The sequence below is a fragment of the Paenibacillus sp. FSL R5-192 genome (genome assembly GCF_000517845.1).
GTDB classification, from domain to species: Bacteria; Bacillota; Bacilli; order Paenibacillales; family Paenibacillaceae; genus Paenibacillus; species Paenibacillus amylolyticus.
The window spans coordinates 1,153,860-1,172,523 of sequence record NZ_ASPR01000014.1 but is presented as its reverse complement, the minus strand read 5'-3'; the positions used below and the strand labels follow the sequence as shown (position 1 = coordinate 1,172,523).

Genomic DNA, 18,664 nt, shown 5'->3' with positions numbered 1-18,664 from the left:
AATGGGATGTGTTGAAACGATTATCAATTATCGATGGATGATTGCCCCTTGATGATTCGGGTTTTTCTCCAGTACCCGCTCCAACTCAAGTTTGGCTTCACTTGTCCGCCCCAACCCCAGAAGACCCAATGCCCGCATATACCGGCAATGTTCTTCATTTCGCTGATCTAAATCGTCGTCGAATACCAGAAAATCGGGCAGAGATACCGCAAAATAATCCATTCGGATATGATCATGCATATGTCTTTCCGCATAGTCAATGAGTTTGTTAAACCGTCGGTTTGCTTCCTTCACATTGCCAAGTTTCTGCCAAGCCAGACCCTGATAATAGATGGATTCCGGCGGTTGATCATTATAAAACATCGCGCTTGCCGGTTCATTCAAACCGATGGATGCTTTGTGGAAACTTTCCTCTGCCGACTGATTACTCTTCAGTTGCTGGTAGGCACAGCCAAGATAAAAGTAAACTGGGTTGTCTCCGGCTCCCTCCAATTTACCTTCACCTAAGTTCTCCGGGTAAACCAAAGCCTTCTTCAACAATTCCATTGCTAGTTCAGGTTGTTGTTTCTCCAGATTTCGCTTTGCCAGTTCCGTCAGTGCCGTAACATATTGTCCTGTTACCTTGCCTTCTCCACCCTCCCATGGATGAAACCGCCGGGTCTGAAGGGCATTCCATGCTTCTTGATGACTACCTTGCATATTCAGTAAAGTCACCCACTCGATATACAGATCATCACGGTGGTGAACCAACTCCATATGTTGTTCCAGCAATTTGATTCGATGCTCGCAGGAATACCCTATCTTCTTGTGCAATTGATCCAACTCGTAGAAAATTCGGGCATCCTGTGAATCCAACCGGAAAGCTTCCTCTAATGATTCCAGTGCAAGATCGGGGCGATTCAGCTTGTTATAATAAGCCAGTCCCAGATTCCGATGTACAGTCGAATATTCAGCATCCACCTCGCGTGAAGTTTCCCAATGGGTGATTGCTTCCTCGTAGCGTTTATGATCATATAACCAATTTCCCAGGTAATATTGAGCACGCGCATCATTCGAATCCACTGCCATTGCATCCTGAAGCACCATGAATTCAAATAACGTATTAGGAAAACAATAATCCGTTGGAGCAGCTTTCCCCTGCTTTTGACATTCCCGGGCCTGCTCCACATCCCCCAGCTGACGATACAAGTAAGCCTGAGCATAACCAACCATAGGATACGGCTGTGCAATTTCGGATTCAACATAAGAGAGTACCGTCAGTGCTTCTTCCCACAATCCACAATCCGCGTAGTCTGCGGCTAGATTCAGATAATTATAAACGTCTCCTCGCATCAGACGATGGAAATGCTCACGTGTTTGCCCCGCTTGTTCTCTCTCTGAAGGTGTAGTCGCTCCGCTATAGATCAGGACTAATTCATGTGCAGCTCCAAATTCAACCGGGTCCAGTTCCAATGTCTCACGCGCATATTGAATGGCCTGTTTATCTTGACCCAATCTACGTAACAGAGCCACCTTCAGATGCCGAGCCTTATAATTTCTGGTATTACGAATCAGCGAACGTTCGATGTGATCCAACGCTTCGATGTCCCGTTGTAACGCCGTATCGATCTGAGCAAGCATGTAATAACCCGTATCCTGATACTGTGCAGACCATACGGCTTTATACAGGGCTGCGTAGGCTTCTTCCTGTTTCCCCTGTAGTTTCAAACTCAGACCGAGTTGGTAAAATGCTTCACTATCATACGGATTTGTATTTTTCCATGTCAGTGATTGCACGGCCTGTCTGAAATGCTTCTCTGCATCTTGAAACAACCCTCTACGCAGCAACAATGTGCCATACGCTATGTTTAGACGAATATCCGTTGCATCACGCTTCAAACCTTCCAGATAATAAGGTTCCGGTTCATACGTGGCATGCCGATATTGTTCCAAATGAAGACCCGCCAGATATAGTTGTTCATTCGTACGAATCTCGGATGGTAGCGGAAGTGGTGTGGCCGGATCTGGAACTTCCTGAATCTCAGAACGTACAGGTTGATAGGCTACAAGTACTTTTCCTTCCGCAGTTCGAACACTTAACTTCACCTGATGCCATTCATCTTGTCCGCTCCACGGGAATGAAGATTTATATAGTTCCGTAGGTGAGATATTACATCTCTCGTGGAGATATACCATGGTTGGTCCTATCACTTCAACGGTCACTTGTTCAAAAACCGACGTCGCATATACCATCACGGTTACCATTCCGGTCGTTTCGTCCATTTCCAGATTAACCGCTGCATCAATCGTTGCATTTTTGACCATACCAATTCCTTTATACGGCATAAAATACTGCGAGAATGATTTCGCTTCATAGGGCTGTAACCACGTAAAATCAGGTTGATTATCGGTATAGATCCCGGTCATTAATTCAATATAAGGTCCATCCTCGTCCGTTAACTGACGATCCCAGGCTTGCCCGAATTCCCCGTTCCCCCAGGTCCATTGCTTCTTGCCCGGAGAAATATGATGATTGGCTACATGCAACAAACCTGCCTGAATCCCATGGTCATAACCCCCTACAAAATTATAATCCGACTTATACGCCATATAGGATGTTGGAACCGGTATGTTTTTGTATCGCGAGATATCCACACCTTCGGAATAGTCCATCTTGTAATAGGTGCCGGTTGCGATGGGAAAGCGGGATACGTCCCGTTTTCCATGGTCCAGCACAGCCGTTACATCAGGTGGAAACACGGATTGCGTATGATCGTTGACAGCTACAGCCGGGTTGGCCCACCATAGAAAAGTTTGAGGTGCGCTGGTGCGATTGTATACCTCGGCATGGATTTCAAGATAGGCTTTGCCGGGATGTAATGTGAAGCCAGCGGTCATTTTGGTACCATACATGCGGTCAATCTCACCCACCCACACGGTAGCGCTCCCATCTTCATTACTGCCAAATGTATAATCGACTGGACCAAACGTGTTGGGCCGATGATGCTGTGGCCAGTTGAATTCAATTCCTCCGGAAATCCATGGCCCTGCCAGACCCACGAGCGCAGGTTTAATCACCCGGTTATAATATACAAAATCGTAGTTGTTGGTCCGATCCAGCGCACGATAGATCCGTCCACCCAGTTCGGGCATCATCTCGATACGTACATATTCATTTTCGAGAATAACTAATCGATACGACTTCATTTTGGCCTCATCTTCAATGCTGTCGATCACGGGATGCGGGTACACCTTACCCGAACTCCCCTGGTAGATTCTCTTTTCAAGAAACATCGGATTTTTGTCCGCTTTACCTGTACCATAGGTTGGAATATCTCTGGTTTCTTCCCATATGCGAACATTTGATTTCGCTGTCACGTGATTCAATTCCCTCACTCCTCGGCCTCGTATATATTGTGATCATACGCTCCGACATGCAGGAAGAACATTGACATTAAGCGGTTCTTGATGGACGATCTTCGGATTCCCCCATAACCAAAGAGAGCACCTATCCACTCAATAAAGCAGTGAAAGGTACTCTCTAATCGATCTTGATTAACTTATCTGCGACGTGCAAAATCCACAAATCTGAACTTGTCCGGTCTGTGCCTCGACTCCGTATACTGAAATTGACTGGCATCCTCCAGGTACACCTGGCTCCTCACCACAACTACATTGTGGAAACCTTCAAGGTCAAGTAATTTCCTGTCCTCTGCGGTGGGTTCTTCCACCAAAATCTCTTTTTTGGCAAACGAAATGGAAAGTCCCAGCTCTTGCTCAATGTACTGATAGATGGAATCATTACAGATCTCTTTGCTGAGCCCAGGAACAAGCCGCTGGCTAATATAATCTTTGTCCAGTATGACATGCTCTCCATCCACTTTGCGCACACGTCTGATCTCCCAGACCTGTTCATTCAGACCAAAGTTAATCTTCTTGTGCAACGCCTGATCCACCTGCTGCTCCTCGAAAACCTTCACATACGTTTGAGCACGATGTCCCATTTTTTTGGCCAATTCCTTGAAGCTAACCAGACCTGAGATGGGAAAATCGATCTTGCGTATATCCAGTACAATCGAGCCCTTGCCTTGAATCTTCTGAATATAACCTTCTTCATACAACATTTTCAATGCTTTGCGAATAGTCTCTCGAGACGTTTGATAACTTTCCGATAGATCCAGTTCCGATTGAAGTAACGTCCCTGCCTCAATCTCTCCGGTCCGAATACGATCTGCAATATCTTCATATATCCGGATAAATTTATTATTCATTATTCATCACCATTGTTCATTACCCTTTTTTTATCATATTGGCAACCATTATAGCATTAAAAACCAATCAAGCGGTAATGTCGTTACTGCCGATGATTGCAGTATCACATGTAAGAATCAATTCAATCTAGATATGACGATCAAACGCTGACGCTTTCTCCACTTGATCTGTACGGTTCTCATCCATAACTTGAATCAGCTTATTTAAACGGAAGATCAGCGCTGCAGCTTCGGATCTGCTTAAGTGCTGCATGGGACGGAAGCTACCGTCTTCATATCCGGTAATCATGTACAAACCTGCAAGTTCCTGCACTTCTTCTTTGGCCCAATCGGATACATCAGTCTGGTCGGTAAACGCTCTTGGGGAAGTCAGCGGTTCCGGTCTGATTTTACGAACAACATTTGCTATAATCTTGGATGCCTGTTCCCGTGTCACCAGCGCATGTGGAGCGAATTTGCCGTTCCCCATGCCTTGAACCATCTCATGATGAACGGCTGCCTTAATCTCAGGAGCAAACCAATCCTCATCGTTCACATCCTGAAATCCATGTTGTTCATTAACCGTTGTGTCCACACCCATCAGACGCACGATTAATGCAGTGAACTCCGCACGGGTGATCGGACGGCGTGGCTCGAAGCGAGTTTCACTTACACCTTGAATGATATTTTGTTCCGCCAGCCAGGTGATCTGATCTTTATTGAATGTTTGGCTGATATCAATAAATTTGATATTTTTTTTCACAGGTACATCAGGCTGCTCAGACGGTTCTGGTTGTGAACTCACCTCATCGGCTTGTTCCGATGTACCGTTTGGACTCGGGGTTGCACCGCCACCGCTCCAGGCGGATGGTGGATACGGAAAAGTCATGGCTGCGGCCCGTTTTCTTTCACTTTTTTCACCTGCTGAATTCTCCGTCCATACTTCCACCTCATAATGCTGCTCGGCATTCAGTCCTGTCCATACATGACTGCGCTGCGTGCCACGGTAGATCTCACGATCTTTATGGGTGATCACAATCACCTCATTTATTGAATCCAGTTCCCAAGTTAGCTTAATCGTGTTAGTACCTTGCGCTATGGCTGCTACTGTCAGTTCCTCGGAAGGCAACGTCTCGAATTCCGGAACCTGGAGCGCCTCACCCTCACCTGCCTCATTAAATGGAACGATTGCAAAGTCAGTATAACGCTCGGCACTGTTTAATTCAGACACATGTATGGATGTCTCCGTTGTTGTTCCCACAAGCTCTTCGTTTCGATAAACTCGATAACCCCCAGCACCAGGAATCAGTTCCCATACAATGTCTGCACCATACATGGAACGCCCCTCTACTACAGGAGATGAAGTAGCACTACCGGGCAAAGTCATTGCATGAAGGTAATAACCACCATCACTACTGCCGGAGGCATTCATGGCCTTCACTGTATAGATATAGTTCACGCCCGGTTCGAGTTCCTTGTCGTCATAGAACATTTCGTCTGCAGGAACACGAGCAATCTCTACACCGTCACGCTCAATGATAAACTGCTCGGCACCTTCGACCCGGCTCTGTTCCAATAGAAGACGAATGTGATCCTTTGCTGAATTAAACTCTACTTTGACCGGAGCTGCTGGCTTGGTCAGAACGGAATACGCCAGCTTCTCCGATGCATCTCCCTGATCATTCTCTGTGTAGATTTCAATCGAGTACTGTTTGCCTGCATCCAGTTGATCAACAATAAACTCTTTTGTTTTGCCTCGGTATACTTCTGTACCATCCAGTAATATAACGAAAGTTTCGTTCCCATAAGGGAAGTCCCATTCCAATTTGGCGTGATCTGTCTCCGGATATATCTTCATTTCCAGTGAATCCACATGAGGTAAGGTGTAAAAAGGAGTCACGGTCATTGGGCTTCCTGAACCAGCCGTATTATAAGGAATAATCTGTACCTGATCATATCGGGTTGCACTCTCCAGATGAGTTAATCTCACATCTGTGACATCCCCTTCTTCAATCGTGGTGAACATCTGATCTCCGATACTTATGGTATATCCCTCCGCACCTTGTACCTTTGGCCAAGAGATCAATCCCTCCTTTTCCCCAATCATGCTTGCATGTAAAGGTTCATGAATGGTCGCAGGCAACGTTCGCAAGTGAACTTCGAAACCGGAATCACTCTCTCCCGTTGCATTGGATGTTTTGATGATATATGTGTAATGCTCTCCTGGTGTCAGTCCATCATCTTCAAATGAAGCTTGATCTGCTGGAACCTTAGCGACTTCAACACCATCCCGCATAATAATGAATTGCTCTGCTCCCCGTGTAGAGCTTCCAGTCAGGTCCAATACCGCAGTCTGATCTGTGATGTGTGTTATGCCTGCCGTCTGAGGTGATATGGGTTTCGTTAAAACCTGAATCTGAATAGGCTCTGACCGATGACCATCTTCATTAATCGCAACAAGTTCGAATTCATATGCTGTGCCATCCAGCATGCTATTGAGATGTACAGACGGTTCAGACACGCTTTGTACATCTCCCGTTACCTGATTACGAATTTCATATGCAGCCGCTCCCTTAACAACATCCCAAGCCAGATCCACCACATGTGTTCCAGCTTTCACTGTTATACTTTCTGCAACCAATGGCAGCGTTTGAGTCATTATACCCAAAGTAAGCGGTGCACTCGTTCCACTCGCATTGACTGCCCGAATCACATAAGTGTATTTCGTTCCTGGCAACAGATCCTTGTCTACAAATTGGGTTTCACTTGAATCCATCTGAGTGATCTCTCTTCCATCCCGTTCAATGACATAATGATCTGCCCCTTGGACACCTGTGTTACTGAAATCCAGACCAAGGCTGTTTTTTGCCACATCATATACTGCAACCTTAGCGGGTTTCTCAGGCAAAGTCAGTAGAGATACATCCGTCGCTTCAGAACGAGTTCCCTGTCTGTTGACCGCCCATAGTTGATAGCGATGCCACGTTCCATCCTTGAGTCCTGTAATCGTTGCTTCATTCTCCATTCCTCTATAGATCTCCTTACCATTCTGCTCAATCACGTATTCAGCGGCACCTTCCACGACAGACCAGGAAACTTTTGCATGATGTACTCCTGAATCAACAAGTACTTCGGCAGGCGACACAGGTTTGGACAATCGGATGAGCTGCGCTGTTTCACCTGATCCAGAAGCATTCACAGCCTGAACTTGCAAAGCGTACTCTGTACCTGGCAACAATCCCTCAAGCATGTAGGCCAGTTCTGATGTTCTGCCCATTTCTGTTCCATTGATTTTCACAATATAGAGATTTGCTGTATCTACAGCTTGCCATGCAAGTCCCATACTTGTCTCACCAGTCGATGTGACATTAAGTCCTTCCGGCCTGCTAGGTAGCGTAAGAATTGTACTACTGGTAGATACACCGTACCCGGCAGCATTGCCCGCCTGTACTTCATAGGTATACTCATGACTGCTTGACAGGTGGTGAACTGCGAGTTGTGTATCTGATATCTCATGGCTCTGTCCATCGATGACAACCCGATATTTCGTTGCCCCAGCTACAGGTTCCCAGCTCAAGATTGCTCCCTGTTCAGTTACTTGAACAACGTGAATTCCCGACGGGCTTTCTGGTAACGTTGTTCCTGATACCGAACTGCGCATCCCCTGACCACTTCCGTTCACTGCTTGTACATCCAGTTGATAAGATGTTCCTGAACTCAGTCCCGCAAAGACCCATTCTTGGGTTCCAGCAGGAACCGTTCCAGACTTCTCTCCATTCAACCATAACTCATAACGATCGGCTCCTCGTACTGCTTCCCAATTCAGACGAAGGCTCCCTGTGGAAGCATCGGATACCTGTAAGCCGGACACCTGCCCAGGTAAAGTCTTGAGCAAAGGTAATCCTGCCAACGGTCCTGTTCCTGTCTCATTTCCGGCTATTAACGTATAGCTGTACTCCGTTCCGCTATCCAGACCCGAGTCCAGATACTCCGTCTGCTCTCCTTCATATATGGCTGTTCCATCGCGTGAAAGCCCATAATACGTTGCAGAAGTCACTGTCTCCCACGTTAATGAAATATCATTCTCCTGAATTTGAACGGCCATAAACTCACCGGGCATTGCCGGCAGTGTGAGAAATCCGGTCCTACTGCTACCTCCTGCGCCACTTTCATTCATTGCGGTTACCGAGATGTTATGAATGGTTCCTGGAACGAGGTTGCTGACATAGGGAAGGCTGCCAGGATCAGATACCGTCTGATCAAATACGATTGCACCGTCTGAAGTAGTCGCAATAATGCGGTAAGCATCTGCTCCTCGTACTGGATCAAATTGAATTTCGGCCAAATTGGGCTGTGAATCTACTTTTCTAACGTGCAACGTTCCGGGAGCTGCCGGGGTAGTTAATACTTGAACACTTAGTGCATCACTTACTCCGGTATGGTTTCTCACTCTAACTTCATATTCATAGACCTGACCACCGCTTAGGGAGTTATCGATTATACTGTGGTTAGGATAATCCAGTGTCCATGACTGTCCTGTCGTTTTATTCGTTATCTCATACTGATATCCATTGGTATACCTTTCCCCTGTTGGCAAATCCACTGTAAGTTCAGCTGATGTCTCAGCGATCTGTGTCATTCTCACATGACTCGGTTGCTCGGGCTTGCGTTGAATATGGTAAGGTGATGATGTTGTCTCATATGTATTCCCTGCTCTGTCCATGGTTTTCGCATGGATGTACCATATACCTTCCGATTCGATGGATATTTTATGCTGGTCAGAGCGAGCTTCAAGCCAATGCTCCGGTGATTCTGCACTGTTCGTAACTTGATAGAATCGTTCCAGTTCCTGAATGCCTGAGTGGGCATCGGCATACTGAATGGTAGTGGATATATCCATGTCCGTCCAGCCATGTCCGTTCGGTGCAAATGTAATCGTTGGAGCCATCTGATCCACATAGGCGATTCGACTCACTTCCTTGCTTACATTGCCAACAGTATCCCTTGCTCGGGCCCGAATAGTGGTAGCGCCGTTTGTACTAACTGTACCGCTATTTCCTGTCATATACGGGGCATCATTCATGCTGTATTCATAGGATATCGCTTGTTCATCCATACTTCCAGCGATCGTGAATTGCACATGTTCTTTACTCCATCCAGAATGACTTATACTAATCACCGGCTCGGTTGGAGCTGTCGTGTCGATTCGAACCGTAGCCTGAGCGGACGTGCTTATATTGCCTACACGGTCAAGTGAGCGTGCATATACGATCGTTTCTCCCTCATCGGTAACCGTCACTTCACCCGTATAATCGATCCAGGGACCTTCTTTGTTAAGTCGATATTGGCTCTTGGCAAGCCCACTGCCCGCATCTTCACCACTGTTTATTGCAAGAGTTACATCCTGATTCGTCCAATCCTCTTCACTTAACGTAATCGTTGGTTGCTCAGGCCCAGTCTTGTCGATTCTGGCTGTTGCCGAAGTGGAAGCACTGACATTGGCGGCCCGATCAAAACTTCGTGCGTAAATCTCGGTTATCCCTTCTTCACTTAGTGTAAGAGGAGCCTTGTAGTCGATCCATTCTCCCTCACTTCCCAGCTTATACTGTGTCAGACTAATGCCACTTGCTTCGTCCGTACCCTGCGTTAATGTCACGATTACCACCGCTTTTGTCCATTTTGGCGGATTCAACGATATGACGGGAGGCGTTGGTGCCGTCCGATCTACTCTGGCTGTCACAGCTGTTTCCTGTCCCGTATTACCAAACGCATCAATACTGCGTGCCATAACAGTTGTGTTGCCTTCACTGTTTACGGTAAACGGAGCGCTATATTCACGCCATTCTCCTGCCGGACCGACTTTAACTTCAGTCTTCTGAGTTCCGCTTAAAGCATCCTTTCCTTCTTCAACCGTGACCAGAACATCTTCCTTGGTCCATGTGGATGGAGTGACTGTAACGGAAGGAGCAGTTGGACCCGTCGTGTCTTTAATCATCTCTCCAGCGGATATAAACGGGGTCTGTATCCCTTCACCATTCAGTGCCGCCACAAATACTTCATATTTTCCGTCCGCGAGTCCGGTCAGGGCAAACGCTGTACGTGTGGAAGTTGTTGTTCCCGTTGCGAGGACTTGCCCACCTGGACTGCGTATTTCCGTTTTGTAATGAGTGCCCGCAGGGTTACTATTATTATTCCAACTCGCTGTAACAGAGTTCCCTGATTGTGTCACAGCCGCAACAGCGGGTGGATTCGCCAATGTATATTTGGTGGATGGACTGGAGTACCCCGTGAAGGAACCACTTGAATTTTTTGCTCGTACAGCAAAAGAATAACTCGTATTCGGAGTGAGCCCAGTCACCTGCCGACTGTTTGATGTACCTGTATCCACGATCTGATTCGTCGTCATATTTTTCAGTTCATACGTTACGGATGCATCATTCGCCTTCTTATCCCAATTCACCGTCAAGTTATTAGAATTAACCAATGTATATGTCGGCGTTCCCGGCACAACAAAACTCCTTACCGTAAAGTTAATGGTTCCTGCTGAGGACACCCCACCTTTGTCATCCATGACCCATACTTGCAACGTGTGCGTACCATCTGGCAGGGTGTCAGGCAATGTGTAATTGGTGTTAAAAGACTGATTTGAACCCGTCGCGGTCATCTGGGTCAAAATGTTCTCAGACCCACCATCAATGGACCATTTCACGGTCAATAGGTCGCCTACATCCGTATCTCGCGTTGTACCAGAGATCTGAAGTTGCTCGCCTTTGTAATACGTTTGCCCCGAAGAAGGAGCCGTTAGTGTAAATGAAGGCGGAACGTTCTGAGGGCCGATTCCCACGATCGTTGAAAATTTGCGTGAAGCCTGATTCGCTGTTGCTTTGGCATTCCACCAGAATTGTGCAGCTGTATCACTAGCCGTAACGGTCTGGCCTGGAGTGAATGACGAAGGTAAAGAACCCCCTGTTAGCTGCGCATTGTCCGGACCGCTGTACTGTCCCATGTATATGCGATCTGCATTCACAACATTGTACGTATTCGCATAAAAAGCCGTGACCTGAACGCCGCCGCTGTAATTGCGCCATCCATTCTCGATGACTTCAAACGGAGATGCATCATTGCCATTCACCATCGTATCCCAATAAAATGTTCCACCCAAATTCAGTGCCGATCCACTGCGGTTGATGGCTTCCAGTTCAACCTTCATGTATCCACCTTGTGAGGTAGCATTAACGATAGATACACGCAAAATATATTCGACATTGTCCTTTTGCCGGGACATTTCAATCACATTATTGTTAATTCGGTAATAATTAAGCGGCAATGTTTTGAAGTTCACGGGTGATCCATTATGGTCGATAATCGTGGATACATTCCCTGTATCACCACCGTAAAATACATTTGTGTTTGGTAGTAATACAATTCTGTATTTGCCATCACTGTTCATCTCTACTTTCACTTTGGATGATTGTACAGCCTTCATGCTGACCGTATCGGATACAATCCCGATCGTTTCAACCGTTTCAGCCATTACCGTGGCTGCACCCCATTCAAGCAACAGGGCTTGAGGTGATAATAACGCAAATGCCAGCACCACTTTGGTTAACTGTTCCGCTTGTTTCTTCACACGTTTTCCTGATTTCTTCAACGTCTACTCTCCTTTTTGGCACACAAAAAAAAGGAGGCACCCCAACAAAGGAACGATGTCCTAAGTTGGGGTGCCTCCCCTAACAAGTGTCATTTTTTCTTGATTATAACGATTAAGCACATGAATGTAAACACTTGATCATGAACGCCTTACTTCTCATTTCTCATCTCTGATCTTTAATAACGCTTCGTCCAATGCGCCAACGACCTTGTCACACCATACATCAAATTCCGGATCTTCGGTCTGTAACTCAGGATGCTCCAGAATGTGTTCAATCGTACTTCGAATGCCCTGATCGGCTCTTGTCGTTGCTACAAATTCCGGAACAAGCCGCTTCAGCTTACTGTTATCAAACACAACGGTATTGGCTTTGTCACCCAGCAATCCGCCGCGAAGATCCTGATCACTGCATGCTGCCAAGAACTCAGAGGGTACATGTACCGCATGAAGCTTAACACCCAACACGCCAGCTATAATTTCATGAATCTGATTCCAGGTGACGGATTCATCTGAGGTGATATGTACCGATTCACCAATGGCATGGATATTTCCCATCAGCCCGATAAACCCTTTGGCAAAATCAGTATTGTGCGTGATGGTCCACAGTGAGGTGCCATCTCCATGGATGATAACGGGTTTGCCTTCACGGATACGCTTGAGAACCTGCCAACTGCCTTGAGCACCATGAACACCGAGAGGTACCGATTTGTCGCTATACGTATGGCTCGGACGCACGATGGTCACAGGGAATCCATGCTCGCGGTATTGTTTCATCAGATAGTCTTCACAGGCAATCTTGTTGCGTGAATACTCCCAATATGGATTCGATAAGGGCGTCCCTTCCGTGATCCGGTAATCAGCCAAAGGTGTCTGATACGCCGATGCTGAACTTATAAAAATAAACTGCTTGGTTTTATCCTTGAACAAACGGTAATCTCGCTCCAATTGAGACGGTACAAAAGCGATAAAATCCGCCACAACATCAAATTCCAGATCAGCTATCAGTTCCGCTACACGTGCCTCGTCATTAATATCCGCTTGAAGTACCTTGACTTCTGCTGGCAACTCATCGTTCCGATTGCCGCGATTAATTAAATAAAGTTCACAGCCTTGCTGTGCAAGCATCTCCGTAATGGCCGTACTGATGGTGCCAGTCCCTCCAATAAATAGCGCTTTCATTTCGCCACCTCCTGATCGATTTTACCCACTTTTCCATGATATCACGCACCAAAAAAAGGAGCAAAGCTCGGTGACCCGAAACCTTGCTCCTTCAGCTTATACGACCTTAATCGTTGCATATATCATGTACATGCCGCAATGGATCTCATATTCTCCCTTAGGCAGATCTTTGTCGACCGTATAATAATTGGGTCCCTTTTGCATGTATAGATCCATGCCAAGCTTTTGTGATCCCACTGATTTCACATGTGTCACCGACCGGGTCAGAATAAAGTTGATTTTGGTCGGTACGCCAGCCTTCACCTCGATAACGTCTGGTCCAAAACCATCGTTGCTCACGTCCACATCAATGACTTCATATCCCTTCAAATCCTCCGGAGTCTCAGCTTGTGCAGTTACCGCACTTCCCGATCCGGGGGATACGTCTTTGCCCATAAAATAAACCAAAAATGATCCAAGCAGTACAACAACGGTCAGACCCAGCGTTAACCAAGGCCATGTTTTTCCAAACCAGCTTTTCATATAAACACTCCTCATTCGATGTCCCATCAATATTCAATCCACAGACGGATGTATTCATTAAGCATACCTGATTCGCATGACAATGAAAATGACCCCTCTGGGCTATTGCGATTGAGCAAAAATATTTCAATAGAAAAAGCCTGATTTCTCAGGCTTATCTACGGGTATTCCCGTTCATGCTTCGCAATATCCCTTTTTGTATAACTCAGGAATAGATCGGTGTATTCCGACTTCGTCTCATGCGTAATTTATACAACTCTGGCAGGGCTACACCAATGAGCACAATAATAACTCCGAACCATTGCAATCCGCTGACATGCTCATGGAGCACGATTGAGGATAACAAAACTGCAATTGGAAGCTCCACTGCACCCAGGATTCCGGCCATGTCACCACCAATATGCGGAACGCCGATAGCGAACAGTACTGGTGGAATGAATGCCCCGAAGAATCCAAGCAGCAATCCAAATACAAGCAACTGGCTCCAGATCAATCCGTTAAAGAGGAATGTCGGCGGGAACAAAATGCACAGCAGGATCAATCCGCCTGTAACCATCCACGCACTGCGGAAGGCTGGATGTGCTGAAGGAACCGCTTTGCCGCTGAACAATACAAACAGGGAATAACTTACGGCTGCCATTAATCCAAGTGCAATACCCAGACCGTTGAACTCACCCAGTCCCTGTTCCAGGAAACCGGCTGCCAGCAAAGTTCCGCCGAACAGAATGATCAACGTCAGGAATGTGACTTTGTCTGGACGTTGACGTTTGCTTATCGCCTGAATCAATACACTAATCCAAGTGAACTGGAACAACAGGATAATGGCAAGTGAAGCCGGAATGTAACGCAAAGACTGATAATACACGAGACCTGTTATTACCGTTGGTGTTCCAGCAGCCATCAATATCAGACGTTGTTTCCACGTCAACCGCTTGAATACCTGTGCCACGGCTCCTGATGCTTTGCCATTTGCCTGTGACTTACGTTTTGTTCTAAATTTTGTGTATAGCGCAAGCATCCAGGATAGAAGAAAACCCGTGATCAGCTGTGCTCCCACAACCTCTCCAAGTTTATATCCTTCGCCGTACGCCAGAACCACAATCGTGGATAATATGCCATAGCTCATCGCTCCCGCGAGAACGGACAGATAATATTTCATTGTGAATAAACCTCCTGATGATAAGAAAAATACGCCTGCATGTTGGTTCATGCCAAGGTCACAGACACCATCTAAATGCAAAAAATCCTAACTACGAGCAAGGAATACATTGATTCCTTGGCATCGTAGTTAGGAAGTATAGGCTTCCCGTAGAGACCCTCGCCCTGTGTACACTTTCGGCCTGCGAGGTTATACGAAATGATATATGCAATTTGATGTAATTCGTGTGTGACGACTTTTCATATATTACATGGGAGGTGAGATGGTGTCAACCCTATTCCGTATAAAAAGTTGAACTAAATTATTACACCGAGTCGCTTCGATCGCTGTACCATTCTTCGAGTACTCTGATTACGTAAAAACGTCATGTCCGATTGAAGCCTGAGGAGTCCCACTCCAATGTTTGCTGTAAACCTGCCTTCAATCCTTCCAGATCCAGCCCATCTACGGCAAAAGCCTCACGGATCAAAGGCGGCGCGACAAATTCATCATACTTGCCCAGATAAGGCGCTTCATCTTCAGCCAGTAACGCAGATGCGTCTTCAGCCGTTCGGCATTCACTCATGATCTCGGCTAACAATGTTCGTTCGTCGACCTTGCCGGATACTACAAAATAATATGGCTCCATGGGCACAACCGAACGCAAGGCAAGTTTCTTGGACAGATTATGCTTCATCAGGCGCTCCAATGTACGGAATGATTTACTTCCCACCCAAGGAAGAACGTACATCGAATCTCCCCCTGCCGGAATCACGACCTGCTTCAACAGTCCGCTTTCACGAGCTAGGCGGCGCGCCCGTTCAAGTCGATTGACGGCTTGTGGTGACAGATAGGGATAGATGGTCGAGTCGGACAACACTTCACGCATTTTCTGTACGACCGACGTATGAATATCTCCTCCCGCGCCAAGCCATAATGTATCTACTTTACCTTTTGCAGACTTCACATACACAGCCTTGTGCTTGTGATCAACCTCTTCCACTTTCCACAGTTTGCCTGCGAGCGAGAAGCAATAGCCAGGTGGGGGCACGGTTGTAATCGAACCAATCTCTTCCGAGCCGTTTAGTACTTTATGTTCCTCATCGTCTTTAAACACGGCGTAGAAGCGATAATTATTCACAATTTTCTCACCTGTCAGACCGATGATCAATGTTCGATCCTCTGTCCATTGCAGATGATCTGTATCGATGAGGTAATTCAGGAATACCTGATATTGATCAGGTCTAATCAACGCAAATGGAGCCAGCGAAAGGATGGCTTCCGCAAGATCTCTCGGCTCCGCCTCCCCCATACTTTTCAACATGCTCATCGTCTGATGGTAGAGCACACCTATGGGCATTTTGCGGGCTTCAAGCGGCTCGACCCACTTCGTTTTTACATACAGTTCGATAACAGCAATCGCACGCATCAACGTCCACGGCATACGCGCTGGCAATTGCGCTTCCTCGTCCTCGTCCTCCGGACATACAAAAAGCATCTCCGATGCCATGTCCTCTCGTCTCCCTGAACGTCCCAGACGCTGTACAAAGCTGGACGCACTATACGGTGCCCCCAGCTGAACCACACGTTCCAGCTCGCCCAGATCAATTCCCAGTTCAAGCGTGACGGTTGCCGCAGCAACAGCTGGCCCCGATCCTGTGCGTAGGGCAGCTTCCGTCTCTTCCCTCAGCATGGCCGAGATACTTCCATGATGCACATGGAACACATCACGCTCTTGCCTGCGAGCCGCGACTCGCCGCATCTCAAGAATGGTGACTTCAGCATCCGTTCGGCTGTTGGTGAAGATCAACGCTTTTTTACGATGTGTACTCTCATAGATGAAGTCGTAGTAGGCTTTGCGTGCGTTATGAAGTTGCTCCGCCTGCTCCTCGTCCTGCGCATCTGGAAAAGAGAAATGTTCCACCCGCAGTCGCAGCTTGCGACCCCCCGATGAAGAGACCACATCCACCCCCTGCTGCGTTCCGGCAGCAAGCCAAGATGTAGCCGCATCATAGTCACTAAGTGTAGCGGACAAGCCCACTCTTCGCGGTGCGCAGCCAGCCATACGCTCGATTCTGGCAAGTTCACTGAGTACTTGAATGCCCCGATCCGCTCCCATGAAAGCATGCACCTCATCGATGATGACATATCGCAAGTCATGAAACAGCGCCGGGATTGCATTCGGTCGATTCATGAGCAGACCTTCCAGCGATTCTGGCGTTATCTGGAGCACACCGGACGGATTTTTCATCAGTTTTGTTTTCTCCGCCTGAGGTACGTCCCCGTGCCAATGCCAAACCGGAATATTTCCTTCGGATAACAGATCCTTAAGACGTTCGAATTGATCGTTAATCAGGGCTTTCAGAGGTCCAATGTACAAAATGCCAACCGATTTGGAAGGCCGTTCATACAGCTCGGTCAATGCAGGAAAAAAAGCCGCCTCCGTCTTGCCGGAGGCTGTTCCCGCCGCAATCAGCATATGATGCGGGGTATGAAAACAGATATTACAGGCCTCAATCTGGGCAGGACGAAGCGATTCCCATCTTTTTTTATATATAAATTCCTGAACAAACGGCGCCAGCCGATAGAACGGATTATCACTCATAATTCAAACTCCGCCAGAAAGTCGTCCAGATCATCTGTATTTGCGGAAGCATCTGCCCCTTTACCCGTTTCCTGAGGTTTGGCAACCCGCTCGCCAAGTAATTGAGTATAAGTCACTTCAGGATTCTGGTGTAACGTATGCAGAACATCCATAAAGTCTCGTACCACTTCACGCGTGGTCAGCAATTCATCCGCACCCAGCCGGTTCACCGCCGTTTGCATAAAATCAACCAATTGTTCATCCGTCAGACTTGCGCTGTATCCAAAATGCAGGGCATGAATCTGCCGCAGCTTCTGGAGCAAAATCAGAATCTCTTCATGCGATAACATCGCCAGCTTCAAGATCGGACCTGTGTAATTCGCATACGCTTTGGCTGCATAACGACCATCAATAAGCCTGGAGCGAAGCGCTTCATAGCTGTATAATCCGCGCCGTTCATCCTCCACAAATTGCGGCGTACCACCTACAAATATGCCCAGGTGCTCTGCCTTACCCTGCATCGTATCATTGAACATGGTCAGCAATTTCTCATAGTTGCTTTGACGGGAGACACTGTTTGTAATTTTGTACAGATTCACCGCTTCATCAATGAACAACAACAATCCTTTGTAACCAATGCGCGCTGTGAATTCAGACCATAATTTGAAGTAGTCGTACCAGTTGTCATCGTCAATGATAACGCCAACAGCCAGTTCTTTTTTCGCTTCCGTTTTGGTTGCAAATTCCCCTCGAAGCCAGCGAAGGGCCGCCTGTTTGCGATCATCATCAGCCAGCTTGTACCCGTTCCAGTATGACGCCAGTACTTTGGCAAAATCAAAGCCGTGAACCAGATTCTGCATCTCCCCCGTCACCGCATAGATCTGCTTCTCTACTTCCAGCGGCAGAGCGGGATCATCCGGGCGCAAGTTCTGACTCTGCATCGTGGATTGTTGCAGCCCTGCGATCCATTTTTGCAAAATCGGCTCCAACGCTCCCCCATCCGGGCGTGTGCGTGTAGACAAACGAGTCATCAGTTCGCGATATGTCGCAAGTCCCTGGCCTTTAGTTCCCACCAGTCGTCGCTCAGGTGACAGATCCGCATCTGCCACAACGAAATCCCTATCCATCGCATAGTTACGAATCATTTGCAAAAGAAAGCTTTTACCGCTGCCGTAACGACCCGTAATGAGTTTAAACGCTGCGCCTCCCTCGGCGATATTGTCCATATCCCGCAAAATGGCTTCCACTTCCGGTTTCCGACCAACAGCAATCTGCTCCAGTCCTATGCGCGGGACAACACCCGCCGTCAATGAATTTACAAGTGCGGTGGTCAGCCGCTTTGGTATTTTAAGTTCTGTCAC

General features: G+C 47.2%; 8 protein-coding genes and 1 riboswitch. All 8 genes read right to left on the bottom strand.

Going from position 1 to position 18,664, the window contains the following annotated elements; translation table 11 throughout:
* Window positions 1-27: 27 nt before the first annotated feature.
* A complete protein-coding gene (locus tag C161_RS13560) occupies window positions 28-3,366 on the bottom strand; it encodes a DUF5107 domain-containing protein (protein ID WP_036670705.1) in 3,339 nt (1,112 codons plus the stop codon).
* A gap of 173 nt (window positions 3,367-3,539) precedes the next feature.
* A complete protein-coding gene (treR, locus tag C161_RS13555; protein ID WP_036670703.1) occupies window positions 3,540-4,250 on the bottom strand; it encodes a trehalose operon repressor in 711 nt (236 codons plus the stop codon).
* A gap of 127 nt (window positions 4,251-4,377) precedes the next feature.
* Window positions 4,378-11,880 (bottom strand): fibronectin type III domain-containing protein, encoded by a 7,503-nt coding sequence (locus tag C161_RS13550; RefSeq protein ID WP_036670701.1) that lies wholly within the window; start codon window positions 11,878-11,880, stop codon window positions 4,378-4,380.
* A gap of 156 nt (window positions 11,881-12,036) precedes the next feature.
* Complete coding sequence (locus tag C161_RS13545) at window positions 12,037-13,059, bottom strand: SDR family oxidoreductase (protein ID WP_036670700.1); 1,023 nt, start codon at window positions 13,057-13,059, stop codon at window positions 12,037-12,039.
* Between the two features lie 96 nt (window positions 13,060-13,155).
* Window positions 13,156-13,581, bottom strand: a complete 426-nt coding sequence (locus C161_RS13540; protein WP_017688751.1) for a cupredoxin domain-containing protein — start codon at window positions 13,579-13,581, stop codon at window positions 13,156-13,158.
* 205 nt (window positions 13,582-13,786) lie between these two features.
* Window positions 13,787-14,740, bottom strand: a complete 954-nt coding sequence (locus C161_RS13535) for an EamA family transporter (RefSeq protein ID WP_017688752.1) — start codon at window positions 14,738-14,740, stop codon at window positions 13,787-13,789.
* Between the two features lie 106 nt (window positions 14,741-14,846).
* Window positions 14,847-14,957: riboswitch (purine riboswitch) on the bottom strand.
* A 147-nt stretch (window positions 14,958-15,104) separates the two neighbouring features.
* Window positions 15,105-17,324 (bottom strand): DEAD/DEAH box helicase, encoded by a 2,220-nt coding sequence (locus tag C161_RS13530; RefSeq protein WP_036670699.1) that lies wholly within the window; start codon window positions 17,322-17,324, stop codon window positions 15,105-15,107.
* A complete protein-coding gene (locus tag C161_RS13525; RefSeq protein ID WP_036670698.1) occupies window positions 17,321-18,664 on the bottom strand; it encodes an ATP-binding protein in 1,344 nt (447 codons plus the stop codon). Before C161_RS13525 ends, C161_RS13530 begins: the two co-directional genes overlap by 4 nt.